Below are 24,176 nucleotides of genomic sequence, written 5' to 3' on the forward strand. Positions count from 1 at the left end.
CACATGATTTGGCTGTATACTTTGTAACTATTTAACTATAAAAATTGTGATTGAACTATACTTGCATTCTCATTACTTCTTGATAAGCTTCTACAACTTTATTACGTACTTCTAATGTAGCTTGTAACGTAATACTAGCTTTCTGGCTAGCGATCATTACATCATGTAATTCAACATTTTCACCTTTTGCCAGTTTCTCCGTCATAACATCGGAGTTTACTTGTGCTTTATTGACATCCTCAATCGCATTTTTTAAAAAACTCGAGAAATTTTGCTGTGCTTCAGACGGTGTAATAGAATTACTTCCAACTGTTTGTATTTTATTAGTAGAAGCTATTGCGTTATTAAAAGTAATTGGATTGATTGCCATATTGTTCTCCTTAATATTTCCAAATTTAAATATAGCTTGAGAATACCAAATGAAATACGAAATCAATATATCTTAAGCTAATAAATGGTATGATTCATTATTTGCCGATTTCTAAAGCCTTCATTAACATCCCTTTAGAAGCATTAAATACTGTAACATTCGCTTCATAGGAACGAGTGGCACTCATTAAATCGACCATTTCCCTTAATGGATCAACATTTGGCATTTGAACATAACCGTCTTCGTTTGCATCAGGATGCTCTGGATTATACACCATCTCAAACGGAGTTTCGTCCTCGACAATTTTCGATACTTGGACTCCTCCTGCATTTAATGTATTACTATCCATTGCCTTGTTAAGAAAGGAAGAAAAGCTATTTTCTTTAGATTGTAGAACAACAGATTTTCTCGTGTAAGGAATCCATTGGCCATCCACATATTCTCCTCTTGTCGTATCGACGTTCGCCATATTGGAAGAAATTACATCCATTCTCAAACGCTGCGCAGTTAAAGCAGATGCCGTAATATTTAAATTTGAGAACATTATTGACTACCTCCCTTTATTACTGTTTGTAACGTCTGAAACTTTCCATTGAGTCTTTCAATTAAAGCATTATAGTAGATTTGATTATCTGCCAAATCCGACATTTCTTGATCAATATCCACACTATTACCATTGTTGTTGTATTGGACATTTTTCTTAGTAATTGTAAATGATTCTGAGCTTGTTTGAAATGGTATATGTTTACTATTGGTCATATATGTTGGTAACGTTTTTTCCATTTCACTATTAAGTACAGATTTGAAGTTAACGTCTTTTGCTTTATAGTTTGGAGTATCTGCATTCGCGATATTTTGCGAAATTACTTGTTGTTTTAATGATGAATAATCTAATGACCTTTCCAATAAGGAAATCGTATTCGAAAATAAAGCCATATTTGTCCCCCCTTAGAATGGAACCTGCAAATTATCCAAATAACCGACAAAATTTGCATGCTAATCTAATGATAATGCTCAAAGGTTGTATTGTCTATGAAAAAATAGGAATACATTAGATTTTTCCTATGACTGACATAACCTATCAATTGTCTTTATGCAACTTTTTTACTATAAAAAAACATGTTTTCGATATAAAAATACATAATAATATAACATTCGACATTATCCAAAGAAATTCCTTCTAAGTCATTAGTTCTTTTTACCCATTTTTCGTATCGGCGCTAAAATTTGATAAATTACACCTTTTTTCACCCAAATCTATCTGCAAAAAATTTAATAGCAAAACAGGCTAATATAAACAGGCTGTTTTACTATTTATAAAAAGACCGCAGACTGAATACACTTTAGGCATTCATTTTGGAATTTTTCGCGCTTTCACTCCGCTCAGCGTTTCAATTAATAAACCAATATCATGAAAAAACAACAATATTTAGAAAAGAGCCAATAAAAAAGACTGTAGGCAGCTCAAATATTTTTGAGATTGTCTACAGTCTATATAAGGTAGAAAAATCCACCTTGTATTTTTCGCTTTATTAGTTTTTCACTTTTTCAAGTTCTACTAAGAATTTATCGTTAAGGATTTTAATGAATGTTCCTTTCATTCCTAGTGAGCGAGATTCAATGACACCAGCACTTTCTAATTTTCTTAATGCATTTACAATTACAGAACGAGTAATTCCTACACGGTCAGCAATTTTAGAAGCAACAAGTAAGCCTTCTTTTCCGTTTAGTTCTTCAAAAATGTGTTCAATTGCTTCTAATTCACTGTAAGATAGAGAACTAATTGCCATTTGAACAACTGCTTTACTACGAGCTTCTTCTTCAATTTGTTCTGATTTTTCACGTAAAATTTCCATACCAACAACTGTTGCACCATATTCAGCTAATACTAAATCATCATCATTAAATGCTTGATCTAGGCGAGATAAAATTAATGTACCTAGTCTTTCACCACCACCTACGATTGGAACAATAGTAGTAAGTCCTGTTTTGAATAAGTCTCTATTTTCCACAGGGAAGGCAGTATATTCACTTTCTACATCAAGATTTGCAGTAGTTTCTTTTACGTTAAATAAGCTATTTGTATATTCTTCAGGGAATTGACGATCTTCAAGCATTTTAATCATACGATCGTTTTCAATTTGTTGAGTAATGGAAAATCCAAGTAATTTACCTCTTCTGCTCACTACGAAAACATTCGCATCAATTACATCACATAATGTTTCAGACATTTCTTTAAAGTTTACAGGTTTTCCCCCTGCATTTTGAAGCATAGCGTTAATTTTTCTTGTTCTTGTAAGTAAATCCATTAGTACTTCCTCCTAGTTCATTCATTGTTTGATTTTTTGTTTGTTTTTATCTTTATTGTTTCTATGTTCATTGCAAAAGTTTAAAGATGGGCAGTCTTATAAAATAAATTGACTTAAATCTTTATTTTTCGAAATTACACCTAATTTTTCTTCAACATATTGTGGAGTTATCGTTATTTTTTCCATTGTAATTTCAGGAGCCTCGAACGATAAGTCTTCCAATAGTTTCTCCATAATTGTATGTAATCTCCTTGCCCCTATATTATCTGTATTTTGATTTACTTCATGTGCAACTTCTGCAATTCTACGAATAGCATCGTCTGAAAATTCTATTTTTATACCTTCCGTTTCTAACAATGCAATATATTGTTTTAAGATCGCATTGTCTGGTTCAATTAGAATACTCATAAAGTCCTCAACAGATAACTTCTTCAATTCTACACGAATAGGAAAACGTCCTTGCAATTCTGGAATTAAATCCGATGGTTTTGCCATATGGAATGCCCCTGCTGCAATGAATAAAATATGATCAGTATTTACAGAACCGTATTTTGTCACTACAGTGGAACCTTCTACTACTGGTAAAATATCTCGTTGAACACCTTCTCGAGAAACATCCGCGGAAGATCCACCTGAGCTTTTACTAGCAATTTTGTCAATTTCATCAATGAAGATAATCCCTGTTTGTTCGGCACGGAAAATGGCTTGTTCTGTAACTTCATCCATATCAATAAGTTTAGATGCTTCTTCATTTGTTAAAATTTTGCGAGCATCCTTCACTGGAAGCTTTCGTTTCTTTCGTTTTTTCGGTAAAAAGCTACCAAGCGCATCTTGCATATTCATTCCCATCTGTTCGATACCTGAGCCTTGAAGCATATCAAACATAGATGGGGTTTGTTCTTCCACTTCAATTGTCACAATTTCATTCTCTAATTCACCATTTGCAAGCTTCTCACGTATGACGCGACGTTTTTCCGCACGATTTACATCTTCCGCTTCGCTTTTTGGTGATTGTTCTTCTTGATTTCCCCCACCAAACAGCATTTCAAATGGATTTTTAAATTGTGTAGATTTTTGAGCAGAAGGAACTAATAAATCAACAAGTCGGCGGTTAGCATTATGTAATGCCTTTTCTTTCACGCTTACCATTTTTTCTTGTTTTACAATTCGCACACTAGTTTCTACCAAGTCACGGATCATGGATTCTACATCACGACCGACATAACCCACTTCAGTAAATTTAGTAGCTTCCACTTTTACGAAAGGAGCATGAACAAGCTTTGCAATACGACGTGCAATTTCTGTTTTACCAACACCAGTTGGTCCGATCATCAGGATATTTTTCGGAATTACTTCATCGCGCAGTTTATCGGATAATAAACTTCTCCGATATCGATTTCTAAGTGCAATCGCTACAGCTCGCTTTGCTTCCGTTTGACCAACAATAAACTGGTCAAGCTTTTCCACAATTTGACGTGGCGTTAATTCCGCCCCTAATTGTTTTTGCTCCATATGAACACTCCCTTTGAAAAGTGATGAAGAATTTTCACACCTATATTTCTTCTACAACGATATTCTCGTTTGTATATACACAAATATTAGCGGCAATTTCAAGTGATGCTTTTGCAATATCCTTTGCAGATAAATGTTCACCCGCATATTGTTTTAATGCTCTTCCAGCAGACAGTGCGTAATTTCCACCGGAACCAATTGCTAAAATACCATCATCCGGTTCAATTACTTCACCTGTACCAGATACTAATAATAGATCTGTTTCGTTCATAACAATTAACATGGCTTCAAGCTTTCGTAATACTTTATCACTGCGCCAAAGCTTTGCTAATTCTACAGATGCTCTTTGAAGATTGCCATTATATTCTTCCAGTCTTGCTTCAAACAATTCAAATAAAGTAAAGGCATCGGCAACAGATCCTGCAAATCCAGCAAGTACTTTCCCGTTAAAAAGTCTCCTTACTTTTCTTGCAGTATGTTTCATTACAACCGCATTTCCTAGCGTTACTTGCCCATCGCCCGACATTGCTCCCTTGCCATTATGGTGAATAGCAAATATGGTTGTTGCATGAAATTGTTCCACAAAAATCCTCCTTTTATTTAGGCACGTGGATGATGTGCCAGATAAACTTTTTGTAATTGTTCTTTTGTAACATGTGTATATACTTGTGTAGAAGATAATTGGGAATGCCCTAGTAGTTCTTGTACCGCTCTTAAGTCTGCCCCATTATTTAATAAATGAGTAGCAAAAGAATGTCTAATCATATGTGGATGAATATGCTGGCTATTACCAGCTTTTTCGATTAACTTATTAAAAATATATCGAATACCTCTAGCTGTTAGAGGTGTCCCCTTTTGATTAACAAAAAGATAGGTATGTTTTTGATTTTTCATCAATTGATTTCGACCATTATTTATGTAATTTTGCAATGATTGCATAGCAAAATGACCGAACGGAACATACCGTTCTTTATTTCCTTTACCTCTAACTAATAAGACAGAATTATACTCGTCCAAGTCAGTGAGCTCTATCCCAGAACATTCACTTACACGTATTCCTGTTGCATACATCAATTCAAGAATTGCAAGATCTCGTAGACCAGCAGGAGTTGAAGTGTCAATTGATTGGAATAGTATTTCCATTTCCTCTTCATAGAAAAACTCTGGAAGTCGCTTTTCTAATTTCGGTAGGGATACTTGGCTAAAAGGATTAGATTGAACATGAGTTTCACGCAACAAAAACTTGAAAAAGGACCGTAAACTCGATATTTTTCTAGCTACCGATTTTTTAGCGTATCGTTTTTCATAGAGTTTTGTTAAATATAAACGAGCATCCTGATAGGATACATTGTTTAAACTATCAATACTTTGTTCATTCATGAACATAAAAAATTCACAAATATCATGCTCATAATTGACAATTGTATATTGTGAACAATTTTTCTCTAGTTGTAAATATTCAATGAAATTCTGTAACAAAATATTCAAATTCGCCATCCTACTCACCTCACAATGGCTACTAAATAGTATCATACAACACTTGAAAAAGCAATAGAATTTTATTTTTTTTCACAAAGTTCTGAATTGATTAGGAATCCTAAAATTTATTAGCCATTCCTATTATATTCATTTGTTACGAAAAATAAGCCATTAAACATTCTACAATAAAATAAAGATTTCGAAAAGTTTTTTTGATAATTATTAATCATTTTTACAATAAATTTTTATTTACTTCGTTAAACATAAAACGAGGGACAAGAAGAAGAGTGAGCAGCTAACTCACTCTTGTTGTTGTTCTTTATAATCACAATTGGTGCATTGAATTTGTATTCCTTTTTTCAATTTTTTCTCAACTAATAATCCATCACATTTCGGACATGGCCTTGCTACCGGTTTATCCCAAGATAAGAACTCACATTCTGGATAGCGACTACACCCATAAAAAATTCTCCGTTTTTTACTCCTTCTCTCTACTACTTGCCCTTCCTTACAATGCGGACAAGTTACTCCGATTTCTTTAACAATCGGTTTCGTGTTTCGGCAATCAGGAAAATTACTACAAGCCATGAATTTTCCATAACGCCCCATTTTAATTACCATTGGATGACCACAGTTTTCACAATCCACTCCTGCATATTCATCCTCGATTTCAACTTCTTCCATTTCCTTTTCTGCAATTTCTAAACGGACACGGAAATCTTTATAAAAATCATCGATAATTTTTACCCAGTTAACTTTGCCATCTTCGACTTCATCCAGCCCTTTTTCCATTATCGCAGTAAATTCAACATTTGTTATTTCAGGGAAAAACTCGGATATCAATTCAATGACGATTTCTCCTAATTCTGTTGGAACAAAGCGTTTATTATCTAATGCCACATATCCCCTTTTCTGAATAGTGTCTAAGGTTGGGGCGTATGTTGACGGTCTCCCAATGCCTAACTCTTCTAGAACCCTCACTAGTCTTGCCTCTGTATAACGTGGTGGCGGCTGGGTAAAATGCTGTTTCGGATCAATATCGGTGCTCGTTACTTCGTCCCCTTCATGTAAATCAGGTAAAAGGTTATTTTTTTCTTCCTTTTCATCATCCGTGCTCTCTACATACACTTTCATAAAGCCAGGAAATTTTATTTTTGATCCATTTGCTCTAAATAAAATATCGTTATTGACTAAGTCTACAGTCATTGTATCCATAACAGCAGATGCCATTTGACTCGCAATAAATCGTTCCCAAATCAATTTATAAAGACGAAATTGATCACGTGAAAGAAAATCTTTTACCGAATTCGGTGTCCGTAATACACTTGTCGGACGAATGGCCTCATGGGCATCTTGAATATTTGCTTGTTTTTTCTCTTTTCTATCCGCTTTATTCGTAAACTCTTGACCAAATTCTTGCTCGATAAACGATTTTGCTTCACTTTGGGCTAAATCAGAAATACGTATAGAATCCGTACGCATGTAAGTAATTAAACCAACGGTTCCCTCTTTCCCAAGTTCTACACCTTCATAAAGCTGTTGCGCTAGCATCATTGTTTTCCGGGCACGGAAATTCAATTTTCTAGCTGCTTCTTGTTGGAGTGAGGAAGTAATGAACGCAGGCGCAGGATTTCTTTTCCGTTCCCTTTTTTGAACAGATTGAACGGTAAAAGGCTTTTTCTTTAATTGGTTAAGAACGTTTTGTACATCCTGCTCCGATTTTAACTCGATTTTCTCTTTATTCTTACCATAAAATTGGGCGGAAAATTGTTCTTTATTAATTTGAAATTTGCCTGTAATACTCCAGTATTCTTCCGGTTCAAAATTCTTTATCTCATTTTCTCTATCAATGATTAGTTTTACTGCTACCGATTGTACGCGACCAGCACTCAAGCCTTTTTTAATCTTTTTCCATAATATTGGACTAATTTTATACCCTACAAGTCGATCTAAAATTCGTCTTGCTTGTTGGGCATCTACCAAATCCATATTAATTGGTCTTGGATGCTTAAATGATTCTTTAATCGCGTCCTTTGTGATTTCATTAAATACGACTCGACAATCGGAGCTAATATCGACATCTAATATATGGGCCAAATGCCATGCAATTGCTTCCCCTTCGCGATCAGGGTCAGCCGCTAAATAAACTTTTTTTGCTTTTTTGGCAGCAGTTTTCAAATCCTTAATTACAGGACCTTTCCCGCGAATCGTTATATATTTCGGTTCAAAATTATTGTCAACATCTACTCCAGTTTGACTTTTCGGTAAATCCCGAACATGTCCCATCGATGCTTTTACTTTATATTTTTTTCCTAAATATCTTTCAATTGTTTTTGCTTTTGCAGGTGATTCAACAATCACTAAATAATCTGACATGTATTATCCTCCTTAGAGGTCTCTATTTATAATGTACAAATAATTGCTTATGTATATTTATTTTCATTTGTAATATTCGTTTTTACCAATTTTTGAAAATAATAGACAATAATTTCCTTTTAAAGTAAATCTCCCACTAATTATTAAAGGTTTTATAACTATTTGTCAATAAGCAATCCTTATTTATGCACTTTATTTAGAGTAATTCTCTAAATTCAAATAAAAATCCTGCTTTGTTTTCATATTTTAATTATTATCTGACTTTTCCTAATTAAAACATATCCTTCCTTTTTATAAGTAACTGGGAATTTCTGTTATTATATCTTCTCCACAGGTAACTAATTTTGCTCCTGCCTTTATTAGCTCATTTGTCCCATTCGATGTACTACTTGTTATTGGACCTGGTATTGCAAATACCTCTCTTCCTTCATTTAAAGCAAAATCAGCAGTAATTAAAGAACCACTCCGATGCTTTGCTTCAATAACCAATGTTCCGAAACTTAACCCACTAATAATTCGATTTCTTTCCGGAAAATGATGTCTTTGTGGGTAAATATGTGGTGGATATTCCGAAATAATTAAATGGTTTTGTTCCAACTTCCGAGCTAGTGGCTCATGTTCTTTCGGATAAATATGAAAAAAACCTCCCCCTAAAACCGCAATTGTTTTTCCTTGCGATTGCATCGCTTGAACATGTGCCTCAAAATCAATCCCCTTCGCAAGTCCACTAACAATGACAATTTGTTTTTTTGCTAACTCTGCAACTATTTCTCTTGTAACTTTTATTCCATATGGTGTAGGGTTCCTTGTGCCGACGACAGCTAATTTTTCCTTTTCTGCTAATAGTGAACGATTACCTTTACAATATAAAACCCATGGAGGCTGAAAAGTATTTTTTAATAATAATGGATAGGTATCATCAATAATAGTAACAATCTCGATATTTTGCTTCTTATATGCTGCTAATATTGTCGCGGGATTTAAATAGTGAAGATCTTGAAAAAAAGAATGAATCTTGTTCGAGGGAATTTGAAAATAGTGCTGTAGCTCCTGTAGTGAATAAGAATAAACAGAAAGCAATGTAGGATCCTTCTTCATCATTTTATATAAAGTTTTCCAACCAATTCCTTGACAATGTAGGAGATGAATTAATCTCTCCCGGACCGATTCATTGTTCAAAAGCATACCTCCTTTTGTATCACATTTAAAATTTCCTTTTGAAAAAATAGCCCCTCATTGGATCGGGGCTATTATCAACAAAGGTGCTTAACCCACTATTTTATAGGTTTTTACACACGTCATAAAGACCTTTTTCTTTTAATACTTCTACTAAGGTGTCACCAATAACAGAAGGTGTGTTTGCTACTTTAATGCCACATTCATTCATGACGCGAATTTTTTCATCTGCAGTTCCTTTACCACCAGAAATAATGGCACCAGCATGACCCATTCGTTTTCCTGGAGGTGCTGTTCTTCCGCCAATAAAGCCTACGACTGGTTTGGTCATATTTTCCTTCACCCAAACAGCAGCTTCCTCTTCTGCAGTACCACCAATTTCTCCAATCATGATAACAGCATAAGTGTCTGGATCTTCATTAAATGCTGTTAATACATCAATGAAATTCGTTCCATTTACAGGGTCTCCACCAATACCAACCGCAGTGGATTGGCCAATACCCGCTTGTGTTAATTGATGAACCGCTTCATATGTTAACGTACCAGAACGACTAACTACCCCTACATGACCTTTTTTATGAATATAGCCTGGCATTATACCAATTTTACATTCATCTGCTGTAATAACTCCCGGACAATTCGGACCTACTAAACGAGTTTTTTTGCCTTCCATATAACGTTTTACTTTCACCATATCCAATACAGGGATATGTTCTGTTATACAAATAGCAAGATCTAATTCTGCATCCACTGCTTCTAATATTGCATCTGCTGCAAATGGAGCTGGTACATAGATAACAGAAGCAGTTGCACCAGTTGCCTTCACTGCTTCTGAAACAGTATTAAATACAGGCACTCCTTCCACTTCAGTACCACCTTTACCAGGAGAAGTACCACCGACAATTTTCGTGCCGTATTCAATCATTTGCTTTGTATGAAAAAGCGCTGTTTTTCCAGTGATTCCTTGCACGATTACCTTTGTATCTTTATTAACAAATACACTCACTTCTGTCCCCCACTTTCTCGCTTCAATAAAATATGCTTAATAAGTAGAATAGAATCTAATACGAAAGGATGAAACCTATTAATTTACTAATTCCACAATTTTTTGTGCACCATCAGCCATTGATTCAGCTGCAACAATATCAATGCCTGATTCTCTTAATATCTTCTTCCCTAACTCAACATTCGTTCCTTCCAAACGAACCACTAACGGAACCGTTAATCCGACTTGCTTTGCTGCTTCCACAACACCAGTTGCAATAACATCACATTTCATAATACCGCCAAATATGTTGACAAATATCCCTTTTACATTTGGATCGGATAAAATAATTTTAAATGCTTCTGTTACCTTCTCTGCAGTAGCACCGCCGCCAACATCTAAAAAGTTTGCCGGTTCGCCACCGTAAAATTTGATAATATCCATTGTAGACATCGCAAGTCCTGCACCATTCACCATACATCCAATATTTCCATCTAATGCTACATAGCTTAAGTCATATTTAGATGCTTCAATTTCTTTAGCATCCTCTTCCTCTAAGTCTCGGTATTCTACAATATCTTTATGGCGATACAATGCATTACTGTCAAAGTTTAATTTTGCATCTAACGCCATTACTTTACCGTCACCGGTAACGACTAATGGGTTAATTTCTGCAATGGAACAATCTTTTTCAATAAACACAGTATATAAACCTGTCATAAATTTCACAGCTTGGTTTACTAATTCACTCGGAATATTAATATTAAAAGCAATTCTTCTTGCTTGAAATGGTGTTAATCCAACCACTGGATCAATATATTCTTTAAATATCTTTTCCGGTGTTTTTGCTGCAACTTCTTCTATTTCTGTACCTCCTTCTTCAGATGCCATTAAAACAACATGAGAAGTAGCACGATCTACTACTAAACCTACATAGTATTCTTTTTTTATATCGCATCCAGCTTCGATAAGTAAACGCTTTACTTCCTTACCTTCTGGACCTGTTTGATGTGTTACTAATGTTTTCCCTAACAATTCATTTGCATATGTACGTACGTCATCTAAGCTTTTTGCTACTTTTACCCCACCAGCTTTTCCGCGTCCACCTGCATGAATTTGTGCTTTAACCACTACGACATCGGTACCTAATTGTTGTGCAGCTTCTACTGCTTCATCTACAGTAAAAGCAACTTTTCCGTTTGGAACAGAAACACCATATTTTCTTAGGAGTTCTTTCCCTTGGTACTCATGGATATTCATCTTCCATCCTCCTAACGTACTGTTAAAAAATTTGATTGCGTATTCATTGTATAAAATAGTAGATATATTTGTCTACTAAAATGCAAAAATTTCACAAATGTATTTCTATTGAAAGCCATTACATTTAATTTCAAATTAAGTAAACTTATACAAAATCACGGAATATACTGGCTCTATTCATTCTTACTTTGTCTATCTATTTTATAAATAAATGCAAATACCTCTGCTACCGCAAGAAATAACTCCTCCGGTATTGTCTCTTTCACATTCATTTTACTTAATAATTCTGCTAAAGCAGCATCTTCATAAATCGGTATATTATTTTCTTTGGCACGTTGGAGAATATTTTCAGCTATCGTTCCTTTTCCTGTTGCTTTCACGACTGGAGCATGATTTATCGCTTCATTGTACGCTAAAGCTATTGCCGCTTTTCGATTTTCTTTATTCATATTTTCACGTCCATACTTCCTCTTTGGTAAAATGAGACAAGGTCTTCCCTTTTATTTTGCTGTTTCGTAGATTTTGTTAATCTATCAAATTTCACCGTACTTAAATGATAATGGTTTTCCTCTAGCTTTTCTTTCAATACATTAATCATTGGTTTCCCGATATGTTCTAACGAATGGAAATCACTTTGTATATGTAAACTAATAATTTTATTTTGTACATTCATCATAACCCATGTTTTTCCAAGTGTTGGCATTTGTAAATCAAATGTTATTTGACAAAAATCCGCATCAAGCTTTCCGTTCGTATTTTTTTTACCAAACCATTGAAGGGTAATATCCATTGGAGCATTTTCCATTGGTAACGGTAATTGGACTGTCCATTGAAAATATGGTGGTTGATCATTCATTAACAGTTGATTTCCTAAAATCCGATAATATACTTGTTCAGCTGCTTGTTTTACTCCTTCGGATAATTCCGATTGTCCATTTAATAGCTCCTGTAATAATTGCTTCAATGATTGAATGTCAGTATTTCCTTTGTCACCTATTCTTTTTTCGTTTAATCCTAACATTTGCAGGATTTGTATAAAGTTCTTATATACTTCTTTCCCGTTACTCCAGTCTGCCCACTGATAGCCATCCAATGAAACGGATTCTGTGTTTCCAAAGAAAGACTGTAATACTAATTTTAATTGCTCGTAATTTTTCATTTGCTCGCTATTTACTTGCTGAGACAAGCGTTCTAATAACTGTGTAAATTTTTCCCCGTTCCATACGGAAAATATGCCTTTAAACACATCATTAGTTAGCGGTAATTCATTTTGAATGATATAGCGTATTGCTTGAAATAATTTCTCCGTTTGCACAGTATTGTTATTATTTACCCATTTTTCTACTTTCGTAACCACTTCTTTATCCAATGGCAGATTCCACTGTTGTAGTTGCCTAATCAGTTCTTTATTCGTCTTCGAAGTCGCTAATCCAAAGTATTTTAATAAGGTTTCCTCCGAATGGACATTTTCTAGTACCTTTAATAGTAGTTTGCCGTCTTGTTTTTGTACTTGAAACCAATACTGTTTCGCAACGTCTAAAGATGCTTCAATCTTTGCAATTCGTTTATACTTTCCTAATTGAACAACGGCATTTCCAAACATATCAATGCTTTGGAGCTTGCCTCGGATAATTTGTCCAGTTTTGTAGTCTAGTGGTTTATCAAATTGGGTAACGGATTGTTTCGATTGGTGGACGGAGTAAATATTCATTTTATTTCATTCTCCCATGATAAAAAATAATCCCCAAAAAATAATTCAGGGGATGCGTGATAGTATTAAACTTCTTATTTATTCTACACTGTTTTTGTTTAGTTTGTTACTTTTTGTAACAAGAGGACAGACTGAACACACTTCGTTTTCCAACGTGTTCAGCTTCCACTCATTAGGACTAGCAACTTCCGCTTTTATTGGACTCTAAATGCATTCAGTTTGCTCGTCGCTTCATTAAATAAACCTATCTCATGAAATAACAAAAATTCTTTAGAATACAGCGTTATTTTATTTTCATTTCGACCATCTCTTTAATTGGAGAAAAGCTCTTCCGATGAATCGGCGTTGGACCATATTGCTCCAATGCTTGTAAGTGTTCCTTTGTGCCGTAGCCCATATTTTTTTCCAAATGATAGGCCGGATATTGAATACCGTATTCGGCCATTATTCGATCCCGATATACTTTTGCGACAATAGAGGCACTTGCAATCGAAATAGACAATGCATCCCCTTTTATTAAACTCAGCTGCGGAAGTGGTGCATCAATTTTCATCGCATCTAATAACAGATATTCAGGAAAAACCGATAGATCATTGACTGCATGATGCATTGCTTTTTTTGTTGCTTGGTAAATATTCAAATGATCAATATCATTCGAATCGACTACACCAATACCAACTGCGATTGCTTTTTCTAAAATTTGCTCGTACAATAATTCTCGCTTACTGGCGGAAAGTTTTTTTGAATCATTGACTCCAGGTAGATCAATATCCTCTGGTAGTATCACCGCGGCAGCTACAACAGGACCTGCTAGCGGACCTCTTCCAACTTCATCAATACCAGCAATAAGCTGAAAGCCTTGCTGCCTCGCTTCTTTCTCATACTGTTTCATTTTTTCTAAACGAATATGCTCCAAATTTTGTTGCGCTTGCCTTTTTTTCCATCTAGAGATTAAGCTTTGTACCCCTTTGCGTTCATCGTCCATGCAAGCAAGTAAAAAAGGGTCGTCCATATTTGTAATCTGTTCTAGTCTATTTTCCACTTCTTTAATTGTATAGTTCATCTAACGAATTACTCCTTACTTACTCACTTTCAGCTACTTGTGGTCTTTCAAAAGTGAGCTTCCCTAACTTTTCGCCACGAATATCACGAATAATAGCTTCGGCGGTTTTATCGTAATCTATTATTCCACCTCCCATTAAACAACCTCTTTTCGCACCAATCACATCAAAGATTTCAACGATTTCTTCGGGAATTTGCTCAAATCCATATTGCTCTTTCAGCCTCTCTGGATATTCCTTTTCAAGAAAACGTAAAGCAAATACAGCAATATCTTGTAAATTTAATATAGTATCTTTAATTGCTCCAGTTAGTGCTAATTTATACCCAACCTCTTGATCTTCAAATTTCGGCCAAAGAATTCCAGGTGTATCTAGTAATTCAATTTCTTTACCAACTTTAATCCATTGCTGTGCCTTTGTCACTCCGGGAGTATTACCTGTTTTTGCGATATTTTTCTTCGCTAAACGATTTATTAGTGTTGATTTTCCTGAGTTCGGGATTCCAACAACCATCGCTCGAATGGCTCGTGGTTTTACACCTTTTGCACGCATTTTATCAAATTTTTCTGCCAAAATTTCCTTTGCCAGCTTGGAAATTTTGGCAAGGCCATCACCTGATTTTGAATTAATCGGGATGGTATGAATATTGATACTTTGAAAATAGCGAATCCATTCCTTTGTTCTTATTGGATCTGCCATATCCTCCTTATTCAATAGTACGATCCTTGGTTTATGTTGAATGATTTCATCAATCATCGGATTTCTTGAAGAAGATGGAATTCTTGCATCAACTAATTCAAATATTATATCTACAAATTTTAGTTTTTCAGTTACTTGTCTTCTAGCTTTCGCCATATGACCTGGAAACCACTGAATTGTCATTTTCTCACCTGCTTTAACATCATATTACAAGGCTACTTCGTATCGATTTTTGCTTTTTGTCAGTAACCAAGAGAATCAATTTATTAGAAGTTTCAACTATCATTATGAAATCAGCCTTTACAACAATAAAACTTCCTCTTTATCGGAAGTTTATTTTATGAATTGCATTTCATTTAATGGCCAATAAATAAGACTTGTCTTTCCTAAAACATCATTCATTGGAACGGGACCGATATGACGGCTATCTTTACTGTATCTACGATTATCACCCATTACAAATAAATATCCGTCTGGAACATCAACAGAGAAGGGCTCTGTTAAAGTACCTCCTACTAATCCCTTTTTATATTCATCTAGATACGGCTCATCATATGCCTTTCCATTAACATATAAAATATCGTTTTTATATTCAATATGTTCACCTGGTAAACCGATGACACGTTTAATATAATCTTTTTCTTCAGGAGCATGAAAAACGATAATATCAAAACGCTTTGGATCACCGATTACATAGGATATTTTGTTAACAATCATCCGATCCCTGTTTTCTAATGTCGGCATCATCGATTCACCATCGACAATAATTGGTGTAAAAAAGAAATAGCGAATAATAGCTGCTAAAACAGCTGCAATTACTAATATTTTCGCCCACTCCCATAGTTCACTCTTTTTTTCTGCCATCAATAGCCCTCCATCTTGCTTCGAATCGATATTTTCCTTCATGATTCATTACCCAAATTATTCCATTATAGAAAATAGATTTCTCTCTGTAGTTACATCATAAATTTAATCATTTTTTTGTTTGAACACTGTATTGATAACAAGTCCATTTAATTTATTTTACAAAATTATCATTATGAAAATCAAATAATCCAGCAATAGAATCGATTAATATTCTAAAATAATTTATGTATGTTTATCATTGTAATCAAACAATACTATATTTACTATATACAGAACGGAATAATCTACTCAAATTCTGCTTGGAAAGTGAAAAAAAGAGCTTGAAATACAAGCTCTTTTTTTAAGTAAATTATCGAATTTCTTTAATACGTGCTGCTTTACCACGTAAATTACGTAAATAATAAAGTTTTGCACGACGTACTTTACCACGACGGACAACTTCTAACTTAGCGATTTTTGGAGAATGAACAGGGAATGTTCTTTCTACACCAACACCGTAAGAAATTTTACGAACAGTGAAAGTTTCACTGATTCCGCCACCGCGACGTTTAATAACTACGCCTTCAAATAATTGGATACGCTCACGGTTACCTTCAACAACTTTCACGTGCACGCGAACTGTATCACCAGGACGGAATGCAGGAAGATCTGTACGTAGTTGTTCTTTAGTAATTTCATCGATTATATGCATTCGATTCAACTCCTTCCAACAGGTGCTCTTGCAAACATTTCAACAGCTTGGCAATTTACCATGCTGATTTTGCAGCGGAACATCGTTATAACGGCAATGGATGTACCAAAGCCACAAGAAATATAGTACCATATTTGTTAGTACCTTTTCAAGAGTATATTAATCTTTTTATTGTTTTTTTATTTCATTTAGCCATTGCTTTTCAGCTTCTGTGAATGGATACGTTTCTAGTAAATCCGGTCTCCGTTCAAACGTCCGCTTTAATGACTCTTTTTTCCGCCATTCTTCTATCTTTTTATGATTGCCGGATAATAATACTTCCGGAACTTTCCAACCTCGAAAATCGGCGGGACGTGTATAATGTGGATGCTCAAGTAAGCCTGTGGAAAACGAATCTTTTATATGGGAATCCTCATTGCCAAGAACACCAGGTAACAAGCGGACAACACTATCAATTACAACCATTGCAGCCAATTCTCCACCTGTTAAAACAAAATCTCCAATCGATATCTCTTCTGTCACCAAATGCTCTCGTATTCGTTCATCATATCCTTCATAATGACCACAAATGAAAAGTAAATGCTCCTCTTTCGCTAATTGTTCCGCCTTTTGCTGTGTGTAGCACTCCCCTTGTGGACATAATAAAACGACTTTCGGCTTTACCCCGGATTTTTGTTGTAAATCCTCTACGGCATTAAATATCGGTTCTGGCTTTAATACCATCCCAGCACCGCCACCATACGGATAGTCATCCACCATTTGATGTTTATTCCCAGAATACTCACGGAAATTTATTACATTATACTGAACCGAACCATGTTCCTGCGCTTTCTTTAGTATCGATTCATTAAAAATTCCATGAAACATATTTGGGAATAGTGTCAAAATATCGATTTGCATTAATTAAAACAGTCCTTCCATTGGCTCAATCCATACTATTTTATCTTTCACATTAATTTCTTTTACAATTTCATCTATATAAGGAATATAATATTCTTTTCTATCTGTCCCTTTAACTACCCATACATCATTGGCACCTGGAGTTAAAATCTCTTTAATAACCCCTATCGTCTCTCCGTCCATATTTTTAACGGTGCAGCCAATTATTTCATGAAAATAAAATTCGTCCGAATCCAGCTCTTCTAACTGATCTTCCGATACTTTCAAAAGCCCACCTTTAAAAGCTTCTACATCATTTAACGATTCATATCCATCAAATGTTAACAGATCGAAATTTTTATGTTTTCTCCAATTATTCACCTTAAGCGTAATAGGTTGCTTTCCATTCAAAAAAAACAAGGTAAGCTCGGATCCTTTTTTGTATCGTTCATCTGGAAAATCAGTCGAAGAGATTACCCGAACTTCTCCTTTTATTCCATGGGTATTAACAATTTTTCCTACGTTAAAATATCTCTTCAATTTTTTCACCTCTAATGTATATCTTCAATAATTCCATCTTTTACAACGATTGTTTTTCCTAACATTAATTCATTCCAGTTATCCCCTACTTTTACATCTATCATTCCTTGTACTTCTCTTTCTTTCAGTTCAGCTCCAATAGGTAATAACTCTAGTTGCTCTAACTGGAAATCAAGTAATTTTATTTTTTCTGCTCGATCATCTAACTCTTTTTCAAAGTATTGTTGTAAATGTGTTATTTGGTATTTCTTCGTTTTCTCTAACCGTTTTACCTCGAACCGTAGCTGGTCCATTTCTTTTTGAAGCTGTAATTTTCTTTTCGTAAACGAGTTTGATAACTCTTCTTTACTATTTTCGGTTAATATTTGTTTTACTGTAATATTGGTTATTAGTCTCATTAGCCCAACTCCTTTTTATCCATACGCGATGAAATAAAGCTCCTGGAAATATAGGTTTGCTAACTTGCTTTTGTAAAATAAAAAGACGCCATTGTCATTTCATGAGGAAAATAAGTAGGGGAAAAATCATAATATATGTAAGAAAAAAGGAGGGATTCCCCCTCCTTATTCTGTAATATCTAAATAAACCTTCCGATTCTCTGTTGATTGCGCATGTGCGTAAACAATCGTTCGAATCGATTTTGCCACTCGGCCTTGTTTTCCAATGATTTTACCAATATCACTTTTGTTCAATGTTAGCTTATAAGTGATACGGGCATCATCTTCGACAACTTTGATGTTAACGTCGTCTGGATGATCTACAAGGGGTTTCACAATCGCCTCAATAAGCTGTATCATAAATTCCCTTATTTGCTGTATTTCTCGTTATGGAATTTTTCTAAAATACCTTGAGTAGAGAACAAGTTCCGAACTGTGTCAGAAGGTTTTGCTCCATTTTTCAACCATTTTAAAGCAAGCTCTTCATCAATTTTTACACTTGCTGGTTGTGTTAATGGATTGTATGTTCCAATTGTTTCGATTTGACGTCCATCACGTGGTGAACGAGAATCTGCTACTACGATACGATAGAAAGGAGACTTTTTAGCTCCCATACGTTTTAAACGAATTTTAACTGCCATAATTTATTGCACCTCCGAATAGTTTCACACAAGATAGTATGATAGCAAGAAATAATTAGTTTGTAAAGTATTTTTTCTTAACAGGTAAAAATTTCTTTGTTTTATTTCGTTTTTCTTTAATAATGTTTATAAAGGGAGCTCTTTTTCTAAGTCAATTTAATATTTGTCCACAGAGTGTATACACTCCACTTTGCATCATTAAAGAAAATTTAATACCTACCAAAAATAAATTTTAGAAACATCCTAAAAATAATTAAAAAATCTCACCTATAATATTTACTTTACATAAACGGTAATTTAAAGCCACCTTTTTTCTTGCCTTTTTTCTGCATGTTTGTCATTTGTTTCATCATTTTTTTCATTTCTTCAAACTGCTTTAATAGCCGGTTTACTTCTTGAACAGGGCGACCGCTTCCTTTTGCGATACGGCGTCTTCTGCTAGCGTTAATGATATCAGGATCTTCTTTTTCTTTTTTAGTCATGGACTTAATGATTGCTTCAACATGTGCAATTTGTTTATCATCGATTTGCAAATTATTTAAGCCCTTCATTTTATTAGCGCCGGGCATCATTTTTAACAATTCATCAAGTGGCCCCATATTTTTCACCTGGGACAATTGTTCAAGAAAGTCATCCAATGTAATCGAACTTGTTCGCATCTTCTTCTCAAGCTCGCGTGCTTTTTCTTCATCTACATTTGCTTGAGCCTTTTCGATTAAGGTTAGAACGTCGCCCATTCCGAGAATTCTCGACGCCATTCTTTCGGGATGGAAAGTTTCTAGCGCATCCATCTTTTCTCCTAAACCAATAAATTTAATTGGTTGATTGGTAACCGCACGAATGGAGAGAGCTGCTCCTCCTCTTGTATCACCATCTAACTTCGTAAGAACAACACCTGTTATTCCAAGCTGTTCATTAAAGCTATCGGCTACATTTACTGCATCTTGACCTGTCATTGCATCGACAACTAAGAAGATTTCATCAGGTTTTACATTCTCTTTAACGCTCTTTAGTTCATCCATTAAGTTTTCATCAATGTGCAGACGACCTGCAGTATCAATTAAAACATAATCATGGTGATCCGCTTTTGCTTGTTCAATCGCTTTAGTCGCGATTTCCACTGGACTGACTTTATCCCCTAGGGAAAAGACAGGCATATCGATTTGTTTCCCTAATGTTTGTAACTGATTAATTGCCGCAGGACGGTAAATATCGGCAGCAACAAGTAGTGGTTTCCGATTATACTTTTTCCTTAACAGGTTGGCAAGCTTCCCTGTCGTCGTCGTTTTCCCTGCACCTTGAAGTCCAACCATCATAATAACGGTTGGCGGTTTCGAAGCAACGGCAATTTTACTTTGCTCGCCACCCATTAATTCAGTTAACTCTTCTTTAACTACTTTAATTACTTGTTGTCCGGGAGTAAGGCTTTTCATGACTTCTTGTCCGACAGCCCGTTCACTTACTTTTTTAATGAAACTTTTAACAACCTTTAAGTTAACGTCTGCATAGAGTAATGCGAGTCGGACCTCTCGCATCATTTCTTTTACATCTGATTCAGTTACTTTCCCTTTGCCCCGAATCTTTTGCATTGTGCTCTGCAGTCGGTCGGCTAAACCCTCAAATGCCATATTGCCGCCTCCTAATCTAATTCTTTCAACGCTTCTAAAATGTGATAAATATGCTCCGCCTGATTTTTATCGAGTTTTGCATGAAGTAAAGCAGACAATTCATCCAATAAACGATTCCGTTGTTGGAATTTTTCAAAGAGATGAAGCTTTTTCTCATACTCTTCTAACATAATTTCCGTACGTTTAATATTATCATATACTGCCTGTCGGCTCACTTCATACTCCTCAGCGATTTCTCCTAATGATAAATCATCCAAGTAGTAAAGAGACATATAGCTTTGTTGTTTTGGAGTGAGCAAAACTTGATAAAAATCAAATAAATAATTCATTCTCGTTGTTTTTTCAAGCATTGCATTCCCTCCAATGTTAAGTAAAAAACCTTTACATCGCCTATGTTACACAGATTGTGAAACGATGTCAAGCGGTTAAACAGACTGGACTAGCGAATTTCCCTTCATTCCACTTTATACAAATAAATTTTCCAATTGGAGCTATCATTTTCAAATACTTTTTCTAAGGTTAACTGATTCTCTAGTGCATTTTCGATTGGAACAGCAGAAAATATATACTCCCCACCCATTTTTTTCAACTGATCCGTGTTTAAGTTTAAATTCTCAATCGTCACATCTGCATCTTTGGAATACATATACTTTTTCCCTAATTCATCGACAAATATATATACTCTACCGCCCCACTCATCATAATAATCCGCTAATGTTTTATTTTTCGCTAATTCCGGTGCAATAATTTTGCGAAAATCCTCTTTATAGGTAAGTGGATAAATATTTGCATAAGTATCTAAAGTATAGAAGCCATTATATTGGGATATGACAGGGTGAATTCCAATACTTACTACCCGATAATCTTCCTGTGGTTTACCGATGTAATCTTTAATTTCCTGAAATTGTTCAACTGCATAAAACTCCTTATAGGTTGGTTGGTTTTTGTAGGCAACCTGCTCATTATACGGAATTAATACAATAAATTGGGCGATTATTAACAGAACAGAAAGTGCTCTACCCCATTTTCCTAATTTCCAAATAAGATACAATGCCATGCCAAAGATTATATAAATAAGCGGTGAACTAAAGTAGTGAAAACGAGAAAAATTAAAGGTTGTTAAAATATTTACTTTTTCTTTTAATGGTTGCCAGCCCTCATAAAACCAAAAAGCATACCAAACCGATAATACAAACAGCCAAATATTTAGCCAAATAAATAATTTATTTTGTTTCCATTGCTTTGTTACGAGCAAAACAACGAAGCATACCAAAACAATCGGTAAAATAAGCAAATCATGAACGGAACGGTCTTGATTGTGACCGATAATATAGTTTTTAAAAATAAGCTGGATTGTATCTAGTAAACTATTTTTCGATTGATAGAAAACATCCCGATTTGTTGGTTCGTGCGGCATAAGCATAGAAAGCACAAGCCGATAATCGATTAGTAAATACAGAAAGATCATATAGAGAATAGAAAAAAAGAATCGTAAATTTAGTTTCTTTTTCCGGATTACTTCTATTAGCCAATATATACCGATGATTGTCAAAAAATAGAAAAATCCTAAAACAAAGCTAGACAAGAACGGCAGTACGGTTAATATTAAATAATTTTTCCATAAGCGTTCGCCATTGCGAATATTTAAAAACGCGTAAAGTGCTAATGGCATCCCTAAATAACTAAGCATACCAGATGGCCAAAACGGTGTTAAGGAAAAAATAAGCGCAACACCAATTTGGATAACAGACGCCTGTTCATCTTTAATTACATACTTTTTCAATAATAAGTACATCCCTAAAAACGCGAGTGCCCTCGTGATCAATTGACTTACCCCATAGGCAATCATCGGTGGAAATAGCATAAACAAAAATACATCTGCGTAAAATTGGGAATAAAATGCGTCCCTTGATAATTCTCCATTTAATATTTGATCTATCGATGCATCTCCTGGAGCAAATAGTTCTCCACTATCTTTCAATACTTTATACCAACCGATATTTGAATCTAAATTATCATGCACCCTCATATGTGCATTTTCGCCAAATAGAAAATATGGGGCAACCCAAATACCAATAATAATGATTGCAATACTAAATAGTAATTTTTTGTTTTGTTTCGCTTTAATCATGGATAACTCCTTTAGTTGTTTGTTCGGAATACAAAATATCTTTGTCCAAAATAATTCATGATTGTATATAACCCACTACCGATTAATATAGCAACCTCGTCAATGTACTGTGCTGGTAAAATCCCGGTTACATCAAGCAAGCCTTCTGTTACGCTCAGTCCTAATTGATAAGCTACTACATAACAGCAAATGATTACGAGTACAAATCGGATGACACTTGATCCAAACGGACTTTTGCTTTGAAAGGTAAATATTTTATTTAAAAAGTAACTAACGACGGCTCCGATACTATTTCCAATAAAAGTAGAAATCCAATAGTGTAAATGGAATATATTTAAGGAAATATACATAAACGAAAGACCAATAATCGTATTTAATACTCCTACTAATAAAAATTTAAAAAATGAATGATTTACCATTAATTTAACACCTTTTGCTTTTGCTCTAAATCCTGTTGTGTATGTATTTCATGCAATAGTGATTGATCAATAATGTATCTTGGCCGCTGTTTAACTTCTTCATAGATTTTTCCGATATATTCTCCTATCAGCCCAATACTCATCAGTAATAATCCACCAATAAACCATAACGAAATCATAATTGATGCCCATCCGCTAACAGGATGTGATAATAATTTTTCGATAAATACATAAATCCCTGCTATCACACTAACAACTGCTGATAAAAAGCCTAAAATTGTAATAAAACGGATTGGTTTTACACTAAAAGAAGTTAATCCGTCAAATGCAAAGGAAATCATTTTTTTAAATGGATATTTTGACTCTCCGGCAAGTCTTTCCTTGCGATCATAAAATACTTTAGTAGATTTAAAGCCAACTAACGGGACAATTCCTCTGAGAAATAAATTTACTTCTTTAAATTGAAGAAGTGTTTCTACTGCACGTTTACTTAGTAATCGGTAATCCGCATGATTATATATTAATGGCAAGCCTAATTTTTCCATTATCCGATAAAATCCAATGGCAGTTGTCCGCTTAAAAAAACTATCCGTTTTTCTACTTTCTCTTACACCATAAACAATATCGTAGCCTTCTAAATATTTCAGTACAAACTCCTTAATAACATCAATATCATCCTGTAGGTCCGCATCAATGGAAATGATGCAATCTGAATAAGTATTTGCCTTTTCTAATCCTGCTAACAAGGCTCGCTGATGACCAAAATTCCGTGATAATTTAAGACCATTGATCAAATCATCCTGCTTGTAAACTGTTTCAATCAGTTGCCAAGTGGAGTCCTTACTGCCATCATCTACGAATAATATTTTACTTTCCGGGTGAATATGACATTCTGTTATTAAATGAAGCATTACTTCTCGCAGCTGCTTATAGGTAGCCTGAAATACTTCTTCCTCGTTATAACAAGGAACAACTATAGTTAATATTGGTTGATTTATCATTTAT

The 24,176-nt window shown here is 34.7% G+C and carries 27 protein-coding genes; all 27 read right to left on the reverse strand.

Annotation, left to right across the window (positions count from 1 at the left end):
• Positions 1-55 precede the first annotated feature (55 nt).
• The gene (gene fliE, locus OEV98_RS00865) at positions 56-370 is read right to left on the reverse strand and encodes a flagellar hook-basal body complex protein FliE (RefSeq protein ID WP_263071241.1); all 315 of its coding nucleotides are present in this window, start codon (positions 368-370) and stop codon (positions 56-58) included.
• 97 nt (positions 371-467) lie between these two features.
• Positions 468-914, reverse strand: a complete 447-nt coding sequence (gene flgC, locus OEV98_RS00870) for a flagellar basal body rod protein FlgC (RefSeq protein ID WP_263071242.1) — start codon at positions 912-914, stop codon at positions 468-470.
• Entirely contained in the window at positions 914-1,306 is a 393-nt protein-coding gene (gene flgB, locus OEV98_RS00875) for a flagellar basal body rod protein FlgB (RefSeq protein WP_263071243.1), read from the reverse strand. The genes flgC and flgB overlap by 1 nt, the downstream gene beginning before the upstream one ends.
• 596 nt (positions 1,307-1,902) lie before the next feature.
• Entirely contained in the window at positions 1,903-2,679 is a 777-nt protein-coding gene (gene codY, locus OEV98_RS00880; protein ID WP_263071244.1) for a GTP-sensing pleiotropic transcriptional regulator CodY, read from the reverse strand.
• A gap of 96 nt (positions 2,680-2,775) precedes the next feature.
• Positions 2,776-4,191: an HslU--HslV peptidase ATPase subunit gene (hslU, locus tag OEV98_RS00885; protein ID WP_263071245.1), complete on the reverse strand. Its 1,416-nt coding sequence runs from the start codon at positions 4,189-4,191 to the stop codon at positions 2,776-2,778.
• Between the two features lie 40 nt (positions 4,192-4,231).
• Complete coding sequence (hslV, locus tag OEV98_RS00890; protein WP_263071246.1) at positions 4,232-4,774, reverse strand: ATP-dependent protease subunit HslV; 543 nt, start codon at positions 4,772-4,774, stop codon at positions 4,232-4,234.
• A 17-nt stretch (positions 4,775-4,791) separates the two neighbouring features.
• Positions 4,792-5,688, reverse strand: a complete 897-nt coding sequence (xerC, locus tag OEV98_RS00895; protein ID WP_263071247.1) for a tyrosine recombinase XerC — start codon at positions 5,686-5,688, stop codon at positions 4,792-4,794.
• Between the two features lie 282 nt (positions 5,689-5,970).
• Positions 5,971-8,046, reverse strand: a complete 2,076-nt coding sequence (gene topA, locus OEV98_RS00900; RefSeq protein WP_263071248.1) for a type I DNA topoisomerase — start codon at positions 8,044-8,046, stop codon at positions 5,971-5,973.
• Between the two features lie 291 nt (positions 8,047-8,337).
• Positions 8,338-9,225, reverse strand: coding sequence for a DNA-processing protein DprA (gene dprA / locus OEV98_RS00905; protein ID WP_263071249.1), 888 nt, complete (start codon positions 9,223-9,225; stop codon positions 8,338-8,340).
• 100 nt (positions 9,226-9,325) lie between these two features.
• Entirely contained in the window at positions 9,326-10,228 is a 903-nt protein-coding gene (gene sucD, locus OEV98_RS00910) for a succinate--CoA ligase subunit alpha (RefSeq protein ID WP_263071250.1), read from the reverse strand.
• Positions 10,229-10,306: 78 nt separating this feature from the next.
• Positions 10,307-11,467 carry an ADP-forming succinate--CoA ligase subunit beta gene (gene sucC, locus OEV98_RS00915; protein ID WP_263071251.1) on the reverse strand — a complete coding sequence of 387 codons (1,161 nt, stop codon included), beginning with the start codon at positions 11,465-11,467 and terminating at the stop codon, positions 10,307-10,309.
• Between the two features lie 173 nt (positions 11,468-11,640).
• Positions 11,641-11,916 carry an EscU/YscU/HrcU family type III secretion system export apparatus switch protein gene (locus OEV98_RS00920; RefSeq protein ID WP_263071252.1) on the reverse strand — a complete coding sequence of 92 codons (276 nt, stop codon included), beginning with the start codon at positions 11,914-11,916 and terminating at the stop codon, positions 11,641-11,643.
• On the reverse strand, positions 11,913-13,178 hold the full coding sequence (locus tag OEV98_RS00925) for a hypothetical protein (RefSeq protein ID WP_263071253.1): 1,266 nt from the start codon (positions 13,176-13,178) through the stop codon (positions 11,913-11,915). The genes OEV98_RS00920 and OEV98_RS00925 overlap by 4 nt, the downstream gene beginning before the upstream one ends.
• A gap of 283 nt (positions 13,179-13,461) precedes the next feature.
• On the reverse strand, positions 13,462-14,241 hold the full coding sequence (locus tag OEV98_RS00930; protein WP_263071254.1) for a ribonuclease HII: 780 nt from the start codon (positions 14,239-14,241) through the stop codon (positions 13,462-13,464).
• A gap of 19 nt (positions 14,242-14,260) precedes the next feature.
• Positions 14,261-15,121 carry a ribosome biogenesis GTPase YlqF gene (gene ylqF, locus OEV98_RS00935; RefSeq protein ID WP_263071255.1) on the reverse strand — a complete coding sequence of 287 codons (861 nt, stop codon included), beginning with the start codon at positions 15,119-15,121 and terminating at the stop codon, positions 14,261-14,263.
• 150 nt (positions 15,122-15,271) lie between these two features.
• The gene (lepB, locus tag OEV98_RS00940) at positions 15,272-15,802 is read right to left on the reverse strand and encodes a signal peptidase I (RefSeq protein WP_263071256.1); all 531 of its coding nucleotides are present in this window, start codon (positions 15,800-15,802) and stop codon (positions 15,272-15,274) included.
• 352 nt (positions 15,803-16,154) lie between these two features.
• Positions 16,155-16,496, reverse strand: a complete 342-nt coding sequence (gene rplS / locus OEV98_RS00945; RefSeq protein ID WP_263071257.1) for a 50S ribosomal protein L19 — start codon at positions 16,494-16,496, stop codon at positions 16,155-16,157.
• A gap of 168 nt (positions 16,497-16,664) precedes the next feature.
• Positions 16,665-17,396: a tRNA (guanosine(37)-N1)-methyltransferase TrmD gene (gene trmD / locus OEV98_RS00950; protein WP_263071258.1), complete on the reverse strand. Its 732-nt coding sequence runs from the start codon at positions 17,394-17,396 to the stop codon at positions 16,665-16,667.
• 3 nt (positions 17,397-17,399) lie between these two features.
• Positions 17,400-17,915 (reverse strand): ribosome maturation factor RimM, encoded by a 516-nt coding sequence (rimM, locus tag OEV98_RS00955; protein ID WP_263071259.1) that lies wholly within the window; start codon positions 17,913-17,915, stop codon positions 17,400-17,402.
• An 11-nt stretch (positions 17,916-17,926) separates the two neighbouring features.
• Complete coding sequence (locus OEV98_RS00960; RefSeq protein WP_263071260.1) at positions 17,927-18,313, reverse strand: YlqD family protein; 387 nt, start codon at positions 18,311-18,313, stop codon at positions 17,927-17,929.
• 165 nt (positions 18,314-18,478) lie between these two features.
• A complete protein-coding gene (locus tag OEV98_RS00965; protein ID WP_263071261.1) occupies positions 18,479-18,712 on the reverse strand; it encodes a KH domain-containing protein in 234 nt (77 codons plus the stop codon).
• Between the two features lie 8 nt (positions 18,713-18,720).
• Complete coding sequence (gene rpsP, locus OEV98_RS00970) at positions 18,721-18,993, reverse strand: 30S ribosomal protein S16 (protein ID WP_263071262.1); 273 nt, start codon at positions 18,991-18,993, stop codon at positions 18,721-18,723.
• Between the two features lie 281 nt (positions 18,994-19,274).
• Positions 19,275-20,621, reverse strand: a complete 1,347-nt coding sequence (ffh, locus tag OEV98_RS00975) for a signal recognition particle protein (RefSeq protein WP_263071263.1) — start codon at positions 20,619-20,621, stop codon at positions 19,275-19,277.
• 11 nt (positions 20,622-20,632) lie between these two features.
• Entirely contained in the window at positions 20,633-20,971 is a 339-nt protein-coding gene (locus OEV98_RS00980; protein WP_263071264.1) for a putative DNA-binding protein, read from the reverse strand.
• Positions 20,972-21,075: 104 nt separating this feature from the next.
• Positions 21,076-22,752: a DUF6044 family protein gene (locus OEV98_RS00985; protein ID WP_263071265.1), complete on the reverse strand. Its 1,677-nt coding sequence runs from the start codon at positions 22,750-22,752 to the stop codon at positions 21,076-21,078.
• A gap of 11 nt (positions 22,753-22,763) precedes the next feature.
• Positions 22,764-23,171: a GtrA family protein gene (locus OEV98_RS00990; protein WP_263071266.1), complete on the reverse strand. Its 408-nt coding sequence runs from the start codon at positions 23,169-23,171 to the stop codon at positions 22,764-22,766.
• On the reverse strand, positions 23,171-24,172 hold the full coding sequence (locus OEV98_RS00995) for a glycosyltransferase family 2 protein (RefSeq protein ID WP_263071267.1): 1,002 nt from the start codon (positions 24,170-24,172) through the stop codon (positions 23,171-23,173). Before OEV98_RS00995 ends, OEV98_RS00990 begins: the two co-directional genes overlap by 1 nt.
• Positions 24,173-24,176: the final 4 nt, after the last annotated feature.

Origin of the sequence: Perspicuibacillus lycopersici, from assembly GCF_025660475.1 — a bacterium.
In the GTDB taxonomy this organism is placed as follows: domain Bacteria; phylum Bacillota; class Bacilli; order Bacillales; family Caldibacillaceae; genus Perspicuibacillus; species Perspicuibacillus lycopersici.